The organism is Sphingomonas eleionomae (assembly GCF_049889035.1).
In the GTDB taxonomy this organism is placed as follows: Bacteria; Pseudomonadota; Alphaproteobacteria; order Sphingomonadales; family Sphingomonadaceae; genus Sphingomonas.
This window is the reverse complement of sequence record NZ_JBLTWP010000001.1, coordinates 174,942-189,237: the sequence shown is the minus strand read 5'-3', so window position 1 is coordinate 189,237 and position 14,296 is coordinate 174,942. Positions and strand designations below refer to the sequence as shown.

Below are 14,296 nucleotides of genomic sequence, written 5' to 3'. Positions count from 1 at the left end.
AAAGAGGACTTCGATGAAGCTAGCAGGACAAATCCGGGTCATTTCGATGACAGCCGCCGCTTTTCTGTCCGGATGCGCGGGATGGCAGGGGGAAAAGCCGATGCCGCCATCGCCATTGCCGACGGTGGAGGTGCCAGCGGCGGCCGAAACCGTACCGGTGGCGACGCCCAATGCCGATGCGGCGGACGACCCCGCGATCTTTGCGCGGACGGATGGCCGCCCCCTGTCCTTTGCGGGCAAGGCAGAGCCGGGCATCATCCTGGGAACCGACAAGAAGGCGGGGCTTTACGTCTATGCGCTGGGCGGCGGATCGCTTCAGTTCCTGCCCGACGGGCTGCTCAATAATGTCGACCTGCGTCCGGTGGGCGACGGGTTCATCGCGGGCGCATCGGACCGGGGCCGGATGGGCATTGCGATGTACCGCTATACCGGCAGCGGCCCGTTGGTCCCGGCCGGGTTCATCCAGTCGGACGTCATTGAACCCTATGGCTTTTGCATGGGCAAGCGCGGCGATGCGCTGCTTGCCGTGCTGATCGCCAAGGATGGGGAGACGCGGCAATACCGGCTGAGCGATGACGGCAGCACCGTGACCGGCGTCGAGGAAAAGCGCTTTGCCGTCGGCACCCAGTCCGAAGGATGCGTGATCGATGATCGCACCGGCGCGCTGTATATCGGCGAGGAAATGACTGGCCTGTGGCGCTATTCGGTGGACCCGGCCGATACCGCACGGACGCCGGTGTCGATGATCGCCGACCAGCATTTCGTGCCGGATGTGGAGGGACAGACGATCATCCGCGAAGGCGGGCGCGCCTGGCTGATCGGATCGAGCCAGGGCGACAGCGCCTTTGCCGTATTTGCGCTGGAAGACGCCGGCCCCCGCTATGTCGGCCGGTTCCGCGTCGCCGCATCCGGCAGCGTGGACGGCGTCAGCGGCACCGACGGGCTGGACGCTTGGAGCGGCCCCATCGGCAATTATCCGCAGGGGCTGCTGGCCATTCAGGACGATATCAACACCGGCGGGCCGCAGAATTTCAAGCTGGTCGACTGGCGGGCTGTCAAGGCGGCGCTGGGCATCGAATAAGCGGCTTAAGGGAGAAACCCTCACCCTTCCCACCGCTTCGCGGCGGGCCCCTTCCCCCTCCCGTAAACGGGAGAGGGGGGAGGCGCGTCAGCGCCGGAAGGGTAAGGGTTTTGCTGGCCCGCCTACCGCGCCGTGCCCGCCTCTACCCGAGCGGGTGCCAGCAGCACGGCATTGGCGACCAGCAGGTCGAGGCCGCCCAGATAGCCGCGCGTCACCGGGCTTTGCGAAAAGGCGACGACCAGGCCCTGGCCCCGGGCCTCGCTCATCAGGAACGGCTTGTACGCCAGCTGAAGCCGGTTTTCCTCCCACAGATAGCCGCTGGCGACCAGCGTATCGGCGGGTTTGAACCGGAACACATTGACCCCGTTCGCGGCATTCAGCGGTTTGTAGATGGCAGCACCGGTGACCAGCGCCGTCGCACCGGTATCGGCATAGCCGGATGCCAGCCAGTGATCGGGATCGGCATCAACGCGGACCAGCGTGCCGGGCACCTCGTCCGGCGAAGCCTTGGGATCGGCAATTATCCGCTGATAGGCATCGTCGCCCGCGATGCGCGTTCCCGCGCTGGGATCGGCGGGCTTTTCCTTGTCCTCCGGCTGGAATGCCTGTTCGGCGGTGGTGGCCAGCAGCTTCAGACTGTCCCCGGCCAGCGCCTCTGTGGCCGAACCCAGCGCCACGACCACGCCGCCCTGTTCGACGAACGCCTTGATCGCCGCCGCGCCGCGCCCGCCCAGCGCGCCGCCGAACCGGCCGGTGGTTTCGGGCAGCAGCAGGACGTCGTAATCGGTCAGCCTGGCCCCGCCCAGCGTGCGCACCCGAATGGGCGCGACGGCCAGGCCCAGCTTGCGTTCCAGGACATAGCGCGCGGCCCCCGCCTCGCCCCCGTCCGTGCCCTCGTCCCACGCCATGGCGATTTTGGGCAGTTTCAGCCGGGCAAAGGCGTCACTGCCGAAATTCGGCCCTTCGTCCACCCAGCTGCTGGTCAGCGTCGCGACCTCTGCACCATGCTGCTGCGCCAGCGTTGACAGGCGCTGGGGCAGATCCGCCGGGTTGCCCTTGACCGGGAACACCACCGTCCCCTTGCCATAACGGCGCCCCTGAACCACGAACGGTTCGTCGGTCACCGATCCGGTCAAGCCATCGCGCAGCGCGGCAATGACGAACCGCGCCTGACCCGCATCCGACCAGGGCACGGCATAGCCAAAGCCCTCGCCAATCTCCGCCTTGGCAGGCGGCGGGCCGTCAGCCGCAACGGGCGACAGCGATGCGCCGCCAATGTTGCCGCACCGGCTGGCCGTAATCCCTTCCATCAACGGCAGCGTCCATGCCGTGACATCGTACAGCATATGGGGCAGCCCCGCCTTTCGCCGCCGCTCCTGCTCCGCCATGAACTTTTGCGGCAGGGCGACATCGGGATCGAGCAGCGCACGGATCAGGCGGCCATTGGGCTGTGCCTTGTCGATGATCAGCGCGCCGTCGGGATAGCTGCGCCCGCACAGCGTGTCCGGCGCCATCCGGGCGACGGCGATCCCCTGTCCCGCCAGGGTCGCGGCCAGCCGCTCCGCCTGGCCCCGCCGCACGCTGCGGTCGATCACCACATAGCGGTCGGCCGCGCGCTCGCCCTCCACCACCGCCGACCGGCGGAAATCGGCATAGTCGCTGAGGATGCGCTCGCGCCCATTGGCCAGCGTTTCCAGCGTCGACAGCGCGGCGATGAAATTGTTGAACGTGCCGTCACGATAGGTCAGCGTATCGCCATTGCGGCGGGTAAAGGTCAGGCCGCGGGGCGACCCCTGTTCGAAGGTAGAGGCGATGCTGCCGTTCAGCGTCGGCCACATGTCGCCATAGCCGGGATAGAAGGCGTCATACACCTCCCGCGTGAAATAGGGGATGCCGTACCGGTCGAACCAGGCGCCCCGCCCCTTGCCGAATTCGATCTGTGCCTGATTCTGGCGCGGGGTGATCAGGGGGTTCACCGGATCGGCGGGCGGCCCGAAATAATAGCTGTCGTCGCCGCTCATCTCGTGCGAATCGACGAACACCGCCGGGTTCCATTCCCGGAACGCCGCCAGCCGCCCGCGCGTTTCCGGCTGCGTCGCGGCAAACCAGTCGCGGTTCATGTCGAACAGATAATGATTGGTGCGCCCGCCGGGCCAGGGTTCGTCATGTTCAGCGGTATATCGGTCGCCCTGCGCCTCCAGCCCCAGGGCCGATTCAAAATTGTTGACGAACCGGGCGCGGCCGTCGGGATTCTGACTGGGGTCGATGATGACGACGGTTTCGGCGAGGATCCGGTCGACCAGCGCATCGCCGCGCGCCGCAAGCAGGTGGTGGGCCAGCGCCAGCGCGCTTTCGGGCGGCGTGATCTCGTTCCCGTGAATGCCCGCGCCGTACCAGGCAACGGCCGGCGTGCGGGCAAGGATCGCGGCACGATCCGCCGGGGCCAGCGCCCGCCCCTCTGCCAGCCGCGCGGTATCCGCCTTGATCGCGTCCAGCCGGGCGATGTTCGCCGCGCTGCCGATGACCAGATAGACGAGCGGCCGCCCTTCCCAGCTGCGGGCATAGGTGACCAGGCGCGTGCGGTCCGGCGCGGCGGCGGCCAGCGCCTCCAGATAGCGGACCAGATCCTCCGGCCGGGTGATCCGCGCACCCGTGGCATGGCCGACCACGGTTTCCAGCGTCGGCACCGCGCTGTCATATTCCGCCTTGATCAACCCCTCTGCCGCGACCGGCGCCGCGCCACCCGCCACCAGCAGGACCGCCATCGTCGTTCCCAGCAAATCCCGCACGAATTTCCGCATCTTGCCCCCGGCCATGAAGTGAAGGACCCTTGCTAACGCATGGCACGACGGGCGCAACGGCCAACGGACCGTTGACGCGCGCAGCCGGATGTAGCAACGACGCCCTGCACGCGGGTGTAGCTCAATGGTAGAGCAGAAGCTTCCCAAGCTTAAGACGGGGGTTCGATTCCCCTCACCCGCTCCACTTCATGCCATACCGGCCATATGCTGAACACCACGGGGCGATTTCCCGGTGGGTCCGGCTGCGCCCAATGGCTGGCGCGGGGATGTTCCCCGTCACCTTGCCCCCGGCCGGAACTGGCCCCTCGCGCCGGTTTTCCGCGTCCGCTTCGCTGAAACCTTCGACATAGCCATTCGGCATCGGATCGGTGCGCCCGGCGATGATGCGGGTCCAGCATCGCGTGGGCCGGCCCTGACGGGCGCGGGCACCGGCGAGGGCCGTGGCAGGCACAAAAAAGGGGGCGGCAGGATTGCCCTGCCGCCCCCCGATGTTCGTCCGGCGTTACCGCCCGGTCGATCAGAACCGCAGGCGAGCGCCCATGGTGAACGAGCGGCCGATCGGATCATACAGCGTCGGGAAGGTGTTCCCGCTGTTGAACGCCGTGCCACCCACGCCCGAACCGACCAGCGGCGGCTGGCGGTCGAACAGGTTGTCGACGGTCAGGGTCAGTTCCAGTTCGTCGGTCGGCTGCACGCGCAGCGCGAGGTCGAACAGGTCATAGGCACCGATCTGGCGGAACTGCGGCGCAATGCCACCGGTCGGCACGTTGGTGTACTGAATGCCGTTCAGGACAAAGCTCTGCAGGTTGGTCGGCGCCGGGTTCGGACCGCCGGGCTGCGGCGTGTTGCCGGGCAGACGAGTAGCCAGGAACGGCTCCAGCTGCACCGCGCTCATGTGGTTCCACAACATCGAGATGTCGTAGTTCTTGCCCGAATAGGTCAGACGGCCGTTATAGCGCCATTCCGCACGCGGATTGGTGCATCCCGACGGGCTGTAATAGCCGGTGCAGTCGCGGTTGATCGCGTTCGGCGTTGCCTGGAAGTGATAATAATCCAGCCAGGTACCATTGAACGACACAGTGATCGAATTGTCGGTGTTGAAGCCGAGCTGATCCAGCGGCACGCGCTGGGTCACGCCGAAATCGATACCGGCAGTCTGGATCACACCCAGGTTGGACGAGCTGAGGATGACGCCGGGCGTTTCGCCGGCGCCGTTCAGGCTGCCCGTCAGCGGGTTGCGACGGATGAAACCGCAGAACGAGTTGTTTTCGAACGTCGGGTTCAGCGCAGCCGAATAGCATCCGTTCAGGATGTCGGCCTGCAACGGCTGGGTGATGGCGTTGTCGACGCGGATGTTGAAGTAATCGACGGTCAGCGCAAAGCCCGGCATGAATTCCGGGGTGAACACGCCGCCCAGGGTGTAGGTCCGGGCTTCTTCGACATCCAGCGTGGCGTTACCCGCGGTGGTGACGTTGATCTGACCGGACGTCGGCGCCGGGATGCCGCCGATGGTGCCCGCAGGCGCACCGGTTGCAACGCACAGCGCGGTCAGACCGGCGCTGGCCGTCGGGTTGGCGCCCTGACACGGGTCGGTGGTCAGGTTGCCCAGACCCTGAACCGGCGACTGGAACAGTTCCTGGATGTTCGGCGAACGCACCGCGATCTGGTACATGCCGCGGAACTTGAAGCCGCGATACGGCTCCCACGAACCGCCCGCCTTCCACGTCGTGCTGCCACCCGTGGTCGTGTAGTCGGAATAGCGGATGCCGCCTTCCGCAGTCAGGCGATAGAAGAACGGCTTGTCTTCGACCAGCGGGACGATGATTTCGCCGAACACTTCCTTGACGCTGTATTCACCCGCATCCGGCGGCGTACGCGCGCCGGTGCCGAGCACTTCGCCCTGGATCTGCGACGCACCGTCCGGCTGGCTGGCGGCCGAAATCTTGCGATATTCCGCGCCGACGGCGAAACCGATGGCGTTTTCGGCAAAGGGCGAGGCAAGGCCGAACAGGTCGCCGGCGATGCTGCCGGTGATGACCGTCTGGCGCGTCACGCGGTTGATCAGCGCGTCCAGATCGATGAACGACAGCATTTCCGGCGTGATCGTGCCGTTCTGGCCGAACAGGTTCAGCGGGACGCAGTTGTTCGTCGTGTCGACGCAGACCGGGGTGCCGCCAACGGTACGGAACGACCGCAGCGCCTGCTGCACCTTGCTGAACGAACCCCAGTTTTCGCGGGTCTGGTTCTGGCGGGTTTCGCCGAACTGCGCGCTGACGTCATAGGTCAGCGACGGCGTGATGTTGCCGCGGAAACCGCCCTGCACCTGAAACACCTGCGACACGATCGGGTTACCGCGCGGGCCGTATTCGGTGAAGCGACGCTGCGCCACCACCGGGATTTCAAGATAGCCGGGCGTGCCCGGGCCGCCGCGAACAGCCGCGGCCGCATCGCAATCCGCCTGGCTGATCGGCTGGATGCCGCTGACGGCCGAGTTGGTGTCGAAACCGGCGCACAGCTGGTTGCGGACACCGGCCGGCAGATAGGCGTTGTTCAGCGACAGGCGATAGGTGTTGCCGAACGTGCCCGACGAGGCCAGCTGCAGCCGCACTTCGTTGCGGTTGTAAAAGGCGGTCGAATAGAATTCGATGCCGTCGGCAATCTCGTAATCCGCCTTGGCATACACATTGATGCGGTCGAGCGGCGTCTGGAAATAGGTGCCGATATTGGTGTTGTACGTGTCGGCCGGCGTTGCCGCCTGCAGACGGCCGGTGGCCGGATTGACGACCGCGCCGAAGATGCTGGCGGGAAGGCCGAGCGCGGCGTTGTTCGGCGACCCAAAGATCGTCACCTGAGCGGCGGTCGCGCCGGAGAACAGGCCGTTGGCCGAGCTGATCGGCACTTCGCTGATCGAACGCTGCGTGTGCAGCAGCGGATCGGCCTTGGTATAGCCGACGCTCAGCACGGCGTTGCCGCGACCATCGGCGAAGTTGCCACCGACGGTGACGTCGGCACGGAAGCGGGCGGCATCGCCGCGCTCGGAAATGCGATACTGGGCGTTGGCGACAATGCCTTCGAAATCGCGGCGCGTGATGAAGTTGACGACGCCGGCAACGGCATCAGCACCGTACACGGTGGAGGCACCGCCGGTCGTGATGTCGACCCGCTGCAGCAGCGCGACGGGGATGTTGTTGGTGTCGGTCAGGCCATCCAGGCCGAACGGCACGATGCGGCGGCCGTCCATCAGGACCAGCGTGCGGTTCGTGCCGATGCCGCGCAGGTCGACCGTGGCCGAACCGTCGGAACCATTGTTCACGCCCGGGCCGATCGACGGACGGACGCCGGGCAGTTCGCGCAGCACTTCCTCGACGCTGACGGGCTGACGGAAATTCAGTTCGTCCTCGCCGATCACCGCGACGGGGCTGGACTGTTCCAGGGCCGGGTTGACGATGCGCGATCCGGTCACGACGATGTCGTCGCTGGGCTCTTCGGTCGCAGCGGCATCCTGTGCGTGCGCCGGGAAGGCGAACAAGGACGTGCCGATAAACAGCGACGCAATCCAATGACTGCGCCGAGCGGCGGAAATTTTCATAAGCATACCCCCATACTCGATAGCTTGGTCGCACAATCCGTGCACCATACGCGTGCTATGCGAGCGAAATCGGCAATCAACAATGGAACTTTATTGCGGAAGTTGCGTTCGCGGCGCCCCTGTTGCCCATTTGCATCACGTATTTTCCGCAAGATGCAAAAATAGGGCGAACATTCGCCCATCCTGCTAATCGAAGCAGTGATTTTAGTCCCCGGCAGGGCCGCGTTTGTCGCAACGATCACTTGATGAGTGCGCGAACTGGATAAATCGGCCAAGCTGAGGTCATCCAGTACCCGAACTATACATGGACTGTATCACGATCACGCAAAGGCGGGTTCCGGCAGTTCGGAAGAAACAACAGCGAACAGATGAGCGGATCAGCGCCGGTTAAAGCGGCGGCAGGTCGAGGCCAAGCCGGCCCAGGGCGCGGCCGGCGCCTGCCTTCACCTTGAAGAACCCCGCGGTGGCGAGCGGCCAGATGGCGTCGTCATAGGGCTGACGCCGCCACGCGATGCTGGAATGGGCGGGCACGGTGTCGCGCCACCACCCGGTCGGCATCCATGGTGCGACCAGCGGCAGGGCTTCGGCGTCCGGCCAGTCGCTGACCAGATCGACGGGACAGCCGAAATGCTCGCCCGCACGCGCTGCGGCATCGGCAACGGCGCGTGCGGAAAAGGCGGTCACTGCCGGTGCCACCGACGCCGCCCGCCGGTCGGGCGGGGTCACGCCGATGATCCGCACGGGGGCACGCGGCAGATCGAGCGTCGAAAAGGCGCAATCCTCCGGATGCAGCAGCAGCGCAAAGTCGCCGCCGGGCCACGGATCGGACGGCGGCAGCGGACGCCGCGCAGGCTCGTCATCCAGTGGCAGCGGCTCTGCCGTTTCGTTCAGGCCAGCCGGATCGAAGCGTCCATCGGTGTACCGCACGATATTCTCACGCCGCGCCAGATAATGCTTGCCACGCGTGTGCAGCCCGCCGACCCAGCGCCAGCTGAGCGTGTTCGACGCGGGATCCCCGTCCATCAGATGCCGCAGAAAAAAGTCTGCACCCAGTTCCCATGGCAGCCGCAGCGTGAAGATCCAGATGCTGGCAAACCACATCCGGGCATGGTTGTGCAGCCAGTTCCATTCGACGAGTTCGCGGGCCCAGGCATCGAAACAGTCGATGCCCGTCCGCCCCTCCACCGCCTCGGCATAGGCGCGGGACAGGCCGGCATTGCCCTGAACCGCGGCCAGCGCGGCATCGCGGCCCGCGCAATAGTTGCTCCAGACCTGTGGCCGATGTTCCAGCCAGCCCTTGAAATAGCCGCGCCACAGCACTTCGGATACGAACTTGGCGGCATGTTCGCCATGCGGCGCGGCGGCCGCAATCGCCGCCTGTTCGGTGATCAGCCGATGGCGCAGCCAGGGCGACAGGGCGGAAACATCGCGGCGCAGCGGCGCATCCGCGCGGGTTGGGGGTCCTTCGTCGCGGTTGCGCCCGGCGGCATAGGCGCGGCCCATGCGCGGCTGAAACGCCTGCATCCGGGCAAGGCCGGCAGCCTCGCCTGGTTCGAAAGGACCCGTCATTGCGCCTATATCCCTTCGGAAACCACCGGCCAGCCGCCGGATTCCAGATCGCGGGTCAGCGCGGCAATGCATTGATCGACCAGTGCCGGATCGGTAGCCCGCACCACGAAATTGGCCCCGACGCGGCCGTCGCGGAACAGCGGGTAGCTGCCGATCGACACGCCGTCATGCGCGCGCTCGGTCCGGGCGAGCAGGTCCGCCACCTCGCTTTCGGCGACCCAGCAGCCGATCGTGCCGCTGACCAGCGGGCGACCACCCTCCAGCGTGCCCGACAGCGCATCCAGCATCCCCGCCGCAATGTGCGGCACCCCGGCCAGGATAAAGACATTGCCGTGCCGGATACCCGGCGCGCCCGACATCCGGTTGACGATCAGGTCCGCCCCGTCCGGCACGCGCGCCATGCGCAGCCGCGCTTCGGTAAGGCCGCCGCGCGTCGCGTAATAGTCCGCCAGCATCGCCTCTGCCTGTGGATGGATCACGACGGACACGCCCAGCGCCGCCGCAATCGCATCGACCGTGATGTCGTCATGCGTCGGCCCGATGCCGCCGGTGGTAAAGCAATAGTCATAGCCCGTCCGCAGGGCATCGACCGCCGCCACGATCGCTTCCTGCCGATCGGCGACCACGCGCACCTCGGCCATCCGGATGCCCTGCGCATTCAGCCAGCCCGCGATCTGCGCGATATTGCGGTCCTGGGTACGGCCCGACAGGATTTCGTCGCCGATTACGGCCAGCCCGGCGGTCCAGATGCGTTCGTTCATGGGGCGGCGGCATAGCGCAACCCTCCCCCCTCGCAAATACCGCCCCAGGCCGCTATATGCCCGGCATGACCGAATATGTAACCGCATCGATCGATCAGCCGCTGACGCGCAGCAACGCCATCAAGCTGCATGACGAAGCCGGATTTGCCGGGATGCGCGCGGCTGGGCGGCTGGCGGCGGAAATCCTGGACATGCTGGTGCCGCATGTGGTGCCCGGCGTGTCGACGGGCGAGCTGGACGACATGGTGCGCCGCGCGATGCTGAACGGTGGATCGGTGCCCGCGACGCTGGGCTATCGCGGCTATACGCACAGTTGCTGCATTTCGATCAACCATGTCGTGTGCCACGGCATTCCGGGCGACCGGGTGCTGAAGGACGGGGACATCGTGAACATCGATGTCACCCCGCTGCTGGACGGCTGGCACGGCGATACGAGCCGGATGTATCTGGTCGGGGACGTACCGCTGAAGGCCCGGCGGCTGGTCGAGGTGACGCACGAATGCCTGATGCTGGGCATCGAACAGGCGCGGCCCGGCAACACCATGGGCGATGTCGCCCATGCGATCCAGCGCCATGCCGAGGCGCATCGGTACGGCGTCGTCCGCGATTTCTGTGGCCATGGCGTCGGCCGCCTGTTCCATGACGCGCCCGAAGTGGTCCATGTCGGCCGCCCCGGCACCGGGCCGGAACTGCGCCCCGGCATGTTTTTCACGATCGAACCGATGATCAATATCGGCCGCCCGGACGTGAAGCTGCTCGACGATGGCTGGACGGCGGTGACGCGCGACCGGTCGCTGTCGGCACAGTTCGAACATTCGATCGGTATTACCGAAACGGGGTGCGAGATTTTCACGATCAGCCCCCGGGGCCTGCACAAACCGCCCTATTGAGCCCGGCAAAGGCCAGTCATCATGTTGTCGCGTCTGTTCCGGCGCTCCGCCGCGCTGCCGAAAACCGTTCCGGGCCGCATTCCCGACGGGATGCGCGTCTATGCCATTGGCGATGTTCACGGGCGGCTCGACCTGCTCGATGCGCTGCTCGCCCGGATCGATGCCGAGGATGCGGCGCGCGGCCCGGCTGAGCGGCACCTCGTCTTTCTGGGCGACCTGATGGATCGCGGGCCGGATTCAGCCGGCGTGATCGACCGGGTGATGCGGTTGGCACAGGCCGACCCCAGGGTCCGCCTGCTGATCGGCAATCACGAGGAAGTGATGATCTCTGCGTTGGAGGGCAAGCGCGAGGCGCTGCGCCTGTTCCACCGCATCGGCGGGCGGCCGACCATGCACAGCTATGGCGTGTCGGAGGCGGAGATCATGGCAGCGGACTGGGACGAACTGGCCGCCGCCTTTCAGGCCGCAGTGCCCCCGGAACATCTGGCGTTCCTGAAATCGGGCGAGGACCTGATCGAAATCGGCGATTATGCCTTTGTCCATGCGGGGATCCACCCCGACGTGCCGCTGGCGCAGCAGAAGGTCGCCGACCTTCGCTGGATCCGGGAACCGTTCCTGACCCACCGGGCCGCCCTGCCCCGCATCGTCGTGCACGGGCACACGATCACGGACGGCGTCGAATGGATGACCGGCCGGATCGGCGTGGACACCGGCGCCTATGCCAGCGGCAGGCTGAGCGCGCTGGCGATCGAGGGCGACGAACGCTGGATCGTCGATGTGGAGGGCGCGCCGTCCGAGGGGCGGTAAGGCGCAGCCGTCACGTTCGACGGCTGCCCCACTCTCCGCCCGTCCTGAGCCTGTCGAAGGACGCAGCCGTGATCGGGCGGCAGGGTCGATACTTTGACCAGCTCAGCATGAGCGGGATCGGGAACAGTGCTGGTAATCAGCCCTGCGCGAGCAGGTCGGCGGCATAGGCGCGGACCTGTGCACCGATATCCGCTCGGTCAAAGCCAAGCGCGATATTCGCCTGAAGCCATCCGGCCTTGTCGCCGCAATCGTGGCGCACGCCCTGAAAGGTAAAGCCGTGGAACGGCTGGACACCGATCATCTTGGCCATGGCGTCAGTCAGCTGAATTTCGCCGCCCGCCCCCTTTTCATGCGCCTCCAGCGCCTGCATCACCTCGGGCTGAAGGATGTAGCGGCCGGGCAGCATCAGGTTGGACGGCGCGGTCCCCGCAGCCGGCTTTTCCACCAGCCCCTTGATCTCGGTCAGCGGGCCGTCGGTCGTCCCGGGGTCGATCACGCCATATTTGTGGGTTTCGCTTGCCGGCACTTCCAGCGCGGCGACCAGGTTGCCGCCGACCTTGTGATACGCCTCGACCATCTGGGCCAGACAGCCCGGCTGACCGATCATCAGTTCGTCGGGCAACAGGACGGCAAAGGGTTCGTCGCCCACGACATGACGGGCGCACCATACGGCATGGCCCAGGCCCAGCGGCTCCTGCTGGCGGATCGACACCAGATTGCCGTGCTTGACGCGCGTCGGGGCCAGCACGTCCAGCGACTTGCCGCGCGCCGACATGGTGGTTTCCAGCTCGAACCCCACGTCGAAATAATCGTCCAGGCTGCCCTTGCCGCGCCCGGTGACGAAGATCAGCTCCTCGATCCCCGCTTCGCGCGCTTCATCGACGACATACTGGATCAGCGGGCGATCGACGACGGTCAGCATCTCCTTGGGCATCGCCTTTGTGGCGGGCAGGAAACGCGTGCCAAGGCCGGCAACGGGAAACACGGCCTTGCGGATAGGCTTGAAGCTCATGGTCGATCCCTCCAGTTCGGGGGTGCAATGACGTTTTTCATGCTGCAATGCAATCCGCCGCATGGCCGGGTCGGCTGCCGCAGGGAACCCGGCGCGGCCCCGCAGAACTGCAGAATTTCAGATCAGACCGGCAAGCGGGCTGGACGGATCGGCATAGCGGCGCTGGCCCATGCGTCCCGCGCGATAGGCAAGCCGCCCGCTTTCCACGGCGAGCTTCATGGCGCGGGCCATCTGGATCGGATCCTTCGCCTCGGCAATGGCGGTGTTCATCAACACGCCGGCACAGCCCAATTCCATCGCCACCGCCGCATCCGACGCGGTGCCGACGCCCGCATCCACCAGAACGGGCACCTTTGCCCCCTCGACGATCAGGCGGATGGTCACGCGGTTCTGGATGCCAAGGCCCGACCCGATCGGCGCGCCAAGCGGCATGATCGCGACGGCACCGGCATTTTCCAGCTGCTGGGCGGCGATGGGATCGTCGGTGCAATAAACCATCGGCAGGAACCCCTCCTTGGCCAGCACCTCGGTTGCCCGCAGCGTTTCGACCATGTTGGGATACAGGGTGCGCGCCTCGCCCAGCACCTCCAGCTTCACCAGGTCCCAGCCGCCCGCCTCTCGCGCCAGTCGCAGCGTCCGGATCGCGCTGTCGGCGTCGAAACATCCGGCGGTGTTGGGCAGGTACGTAACCTTTTTCGGGTCGATATAATCGGTCAGCATCGGCGCCTTGGGATCGGACACGTTCACCCGGCGCACCGCCACTGTAACGATTTCCGCGCCCGACGCCTCGACCGCGGCGGCATTCTGGGCAAAATCCTTGTATTTCCCGGTGCCGACGATCAGCCGCGATCCAAAGGTGCGGCCCGCCACGGTCCAGCTATCGTCGCCCGCCGGCTGATGATCGCCGCCGCCGACGAAATGCACGATTTCCAGTTCATCGCCATCCGCGATGCGCACATCGCCCAGCGTCGAACGGGGCACGATTTCCAGATTGCGTTCCACCGCTACCTTTTCCGGCACCAGGCCGATCTCGGCCGCCAGTTCGGCGATGCTGATGCCCGCGCGCACGCGGCGATGCTCGCCATTCAGGGTGATGGTCACGGTGCCGTCGGTATGCGTCATGTCTGTCCTCGCTGTCGGTCAGGCACTTAGGAACGCGGCTGGCGATGTCCAGCGGCTTCGTGTAGGCGAAGCGCCATCAATCGGGTCGCGCCATTGGGCGATAGGCAAAACTGCCGGTCGGTCGATAGGTTTTGACTATAGCCTTGTGAAGCGCTGTCGCCCGCGTCATGGCGTCGCAGCCCATCTGGAAAGCCTGTCATCATGAGCCAGATCGTCTATGTGCTGAATGGACCGAACCTCAACCTGCTCGGCACGCGCGAGCCGGAAATCTATGGCTCGGACACGTTGGACGATATTGCCGGGATGCTGGAGGATCGCGGGCGCGAACTGGGCCTGTCGGTCGATTTGCGCCAGTCGAATCACGAAGGGCACCTGGTCGACTGGCTGCACGAGGCGCAGGCATCGGATGCGCGGGCGGTGCTGCTGAACGCCGGCGCGCTGACCCACACCTCGGTCGCGCTGCACGATGCGATCAAGGGCATCCGCACGCCGGTGATCGAGGTGCATCTGTCCAACCCGCACAAGCGGGAATCCTTTCGCCATGTCAGCCTGGCGGGACAGGCAGCCAGGGGGACGATCGCGGGCTTTGGTCCGCTTTCCTATCTGCTGGCGCTTGAAGCCGCAGCCCGATTCTGACAGAGGCACTGCCATATTTTTGCAACGA

The 14,296-nt window shown here is 66.0% G+C and carries 10 protein-coding genes and 1 tRNA gene; 5 read left to right on the top strand and 6 right to left on the bottom strand.

The genetic code is table 11. From position 1 onward, the window contains the following. Window positions 1-13 precede the first annotated feature (13 nt). Window positions 14-1,081 carry a phytase gene (locus tag ACNI3Q_RS00845; RefSeq protein ID WP_426273355.1) on the top strand — a complete coding sequence of 356 codons (1,068 nt, stop codon included), beginning with the start codon at window positions 14-16 and terminating at the stop codon, window positions 1,079-1,081. Between the two features lie 122 nt (window positions 1,082-1,203). Here the strand turns inward: ACNI3Q_RS00845 and ACNI3Q_RS00840 are convergent, their stop codons facing one another. Then, complete coding sequence (locus tag ACNI3Q_RS00840) at window positions 1,204-3,846, bottom strand: M14 family zinc carboxypeptidase (RefSeq protein WP_426273353.1); 2,643 nt, start codon at window positions 3,844-3,846, stop codon at window positions 1,204-1,206. Window positions 3,847-3,992: 146 nt separating this feature from the next. Between ACNI3Q_RS00840 and ACNI3Q_RS00835 the strand changes: the two genes are divergently transcribed. After that, window positions 3,993-4,066: transfer RNA gene (locus tag ACNI3Q_RS00835), tRNA-Gly, on the top strand. Between the two features lie 333 nt (window positions 4,067-4,399). Here the strand turns inward: ACNI3Q_RS00835 and ACNI3Q_RS00830 are convergent. The 3 genes from ACNI3Q_RS00830 to ACNI3Q_RS00820 all read right to left on the bottom strand — a co-directional run bounded on the left by ACNI3Q_RS00830 (window position 4,400) and on the right by ACNI3Q_RS00820 (window position 9,801). After that, entirely contained in the window at window positions 4,400-7,471 is a 3,072-nt protein-coding gene (locus ACNI3Q_RS00830) for a TonB-dependent receptor plug domain-containing protein (protein WP_426273351.1), read from the bottom strand. Window positions 7,472-7,858: 387 nt separating this feature from the next. Further along, entirely contained in the window at window positions 7,859-9,040 is a 1,182-nt protein-coding gene (locus ACNI3Q_RS00825) for an FAD-binding domain-containing protein (protein ID WP_426273349.1), read from the bottom strand. 5 nt (window positions 9,041-9,045) lie between these two features. Continuing rightward, window positions 9,046-9,801 (bottom strand): competence/damage-inducible protein A, encoded by a 756-nt coding sequence (locus ACNI3Q_RS00820; protein ID WP_426273347.1) that lies wholly within the window; start codon window positions 9,799-9,801, stop codon window positions 9,046-9,048. 65 nt (window positions 9,802-9,866) lie between these two features. Here ACNI3Q_RS00820 and map point away from each other — a divergent pair, with 65 nt between their 5' ends. Both map and ACNI3Q_RS00810 read left to right on the top strand, forming a co-directional pair. Continuing rightward, the gene (map, locus tag ACNI3Q_RS00815; RefSeq protein ID WP_426273345.1) at window positions 9,867-10,691 is read left to right on the top strand and encodes a type I methionyl aminopeptidase; all 825 of its coding nucleotides are present in this window, start codon (window positions 9,867-9,869) and stop codon (window positions 10,689-10,691) included. A 21-nt stretch (window positions 10,692-10,712) separates the two neighbouring features. Further along, window positions 10,713-11,498 (top strand): metallophosphoesterase family protein, encoded by a 786-nt coding sequence (locus ACNI3Q_RS00810; protein WP_426273343.1) that lies wholly within the window; start codon window positions 10,713-10,715, stop codon window positions 11,496-11,498. Window positions 11,499-11,634: 136 nt separating this feature from the next. On the opposite strand, the gene ACNI3Q_RS00805 is transcribed toward ACNI3Q_RS00810, so the two are convergent. Beyond that, window positions 11,635-12,510: a UTP--glucose-1-phosphate uridylyltransferase gene (locus ACNI3Q_RS00805; RefSeq protein WP_426273341.1), complete on the bottom strand. Its 876-nt coding sequence runs from the start codon at window positions 12,508-12,510 to the stop codon at window positions 11,635-11,637. A gap of 117 nt (window positions 12,511-12,627) precedes the next feature. Continuing rightward, the gene (thiS, locus tag ACNI3Q_RS00800; RefSeq protein ID WP_426273339.1) at window positions 12,628-13,632 is read right to left on the bottom strand and encodes a sulfur carrier protein ThiS; all 1,005 of its coding nucleotides are present in this window, start codon (window positions 13,630-13,632) and stop codon (window positions 12,628-12,630) included. A gap of 201 nt (window positions 13,633-13,833) precedes the next feature. Here thiS and aroQ point away from each other — a divergent pair, with 201 nt between their 5' ends. Next, complete coding sequence (gene aroQ / locus ACNI3Q_RS00795; RefSeq protein ID WP_426273337.1) at window positions 13,834-14,268, top strand: type II 3-dehydroquinate dehydratase; 435 nt, start codon at window positions 13,834-13,836, stop codon at window positions 14,266-14,268. Window positions 14,269-14,296 lie beyond the last annotated feature (28 nt).

Coding starts and splice junctions, on each gene's coding strand:
- ACNI3Q_RS00820 (WP_426273347.1), bottom strand. CDS start 9,801: ATGAACGAACGCATCTGGACCGCCGGGCTGGCCGTAATCGGCGACGAA.
- ACNI3Q_RS00810 (WP_426273343.1), top strand. CDS start 10,713: ATGTTGTCGCGTCTGTTCCGGCGCTCCGCCGCGCTGCCGAAAACCGTT.
- ACNI3Q_RS00825 (WP_426273349.1), bottom strand. CDS start 9,040: ATGACGGGTCCTTTCGAACCAGGCGAGGCTGCCGGCCTTGCCCGGATG.
- ACNI3Q_RS00845 (WP_426273355.1), top strand. CDS start 14: ATGAAGCTAGCAGGACAAATCCGGGTCATTTCGATGACAGCCGCCGCT.
- thiS (WP_426273339.1), bottom strand. CDS start 13,632: ATGACGCATACCGACGGCACCGTGACCATCACCCTGAATGGCGAGCAT.
- ACNI3Q_RS00840 (WP_426273353.1), bottom strand. CDS start 3,846: ATGGCGGTCCTGCTGGTGGCGGGTGGCGCGGCGCCGGTCGCGGCAGAG.
- map (WP_426273345.1), top strand. CDS start 9,867: ATGACCGAATATGTAACCGCATCGATCGATCAGCCGCTGACGCGCAGC.
- ACNI3Q_RS00830 (WP_426273351.1), bottom strand. CDS start 7,471: ATGAAAATTTCCGCCGCTCGGCGCAGTCATTGGATTGCGTCGCTGTTT.
- ACNI3Q_RS00805 (WP_426273341.1), bottom strand. CDS start 12,510: ATGAGCTTCAAGCCTATCCGCAAGGCCGTGTTTCCCGTTGCCGGCCTT.
- aroQ (WP_426273337.1), top strand. CDS start 13,834: ATGAGCCAGATCGTCTATGTGCTGAATGGACCGAACCTCAACCTGCTC.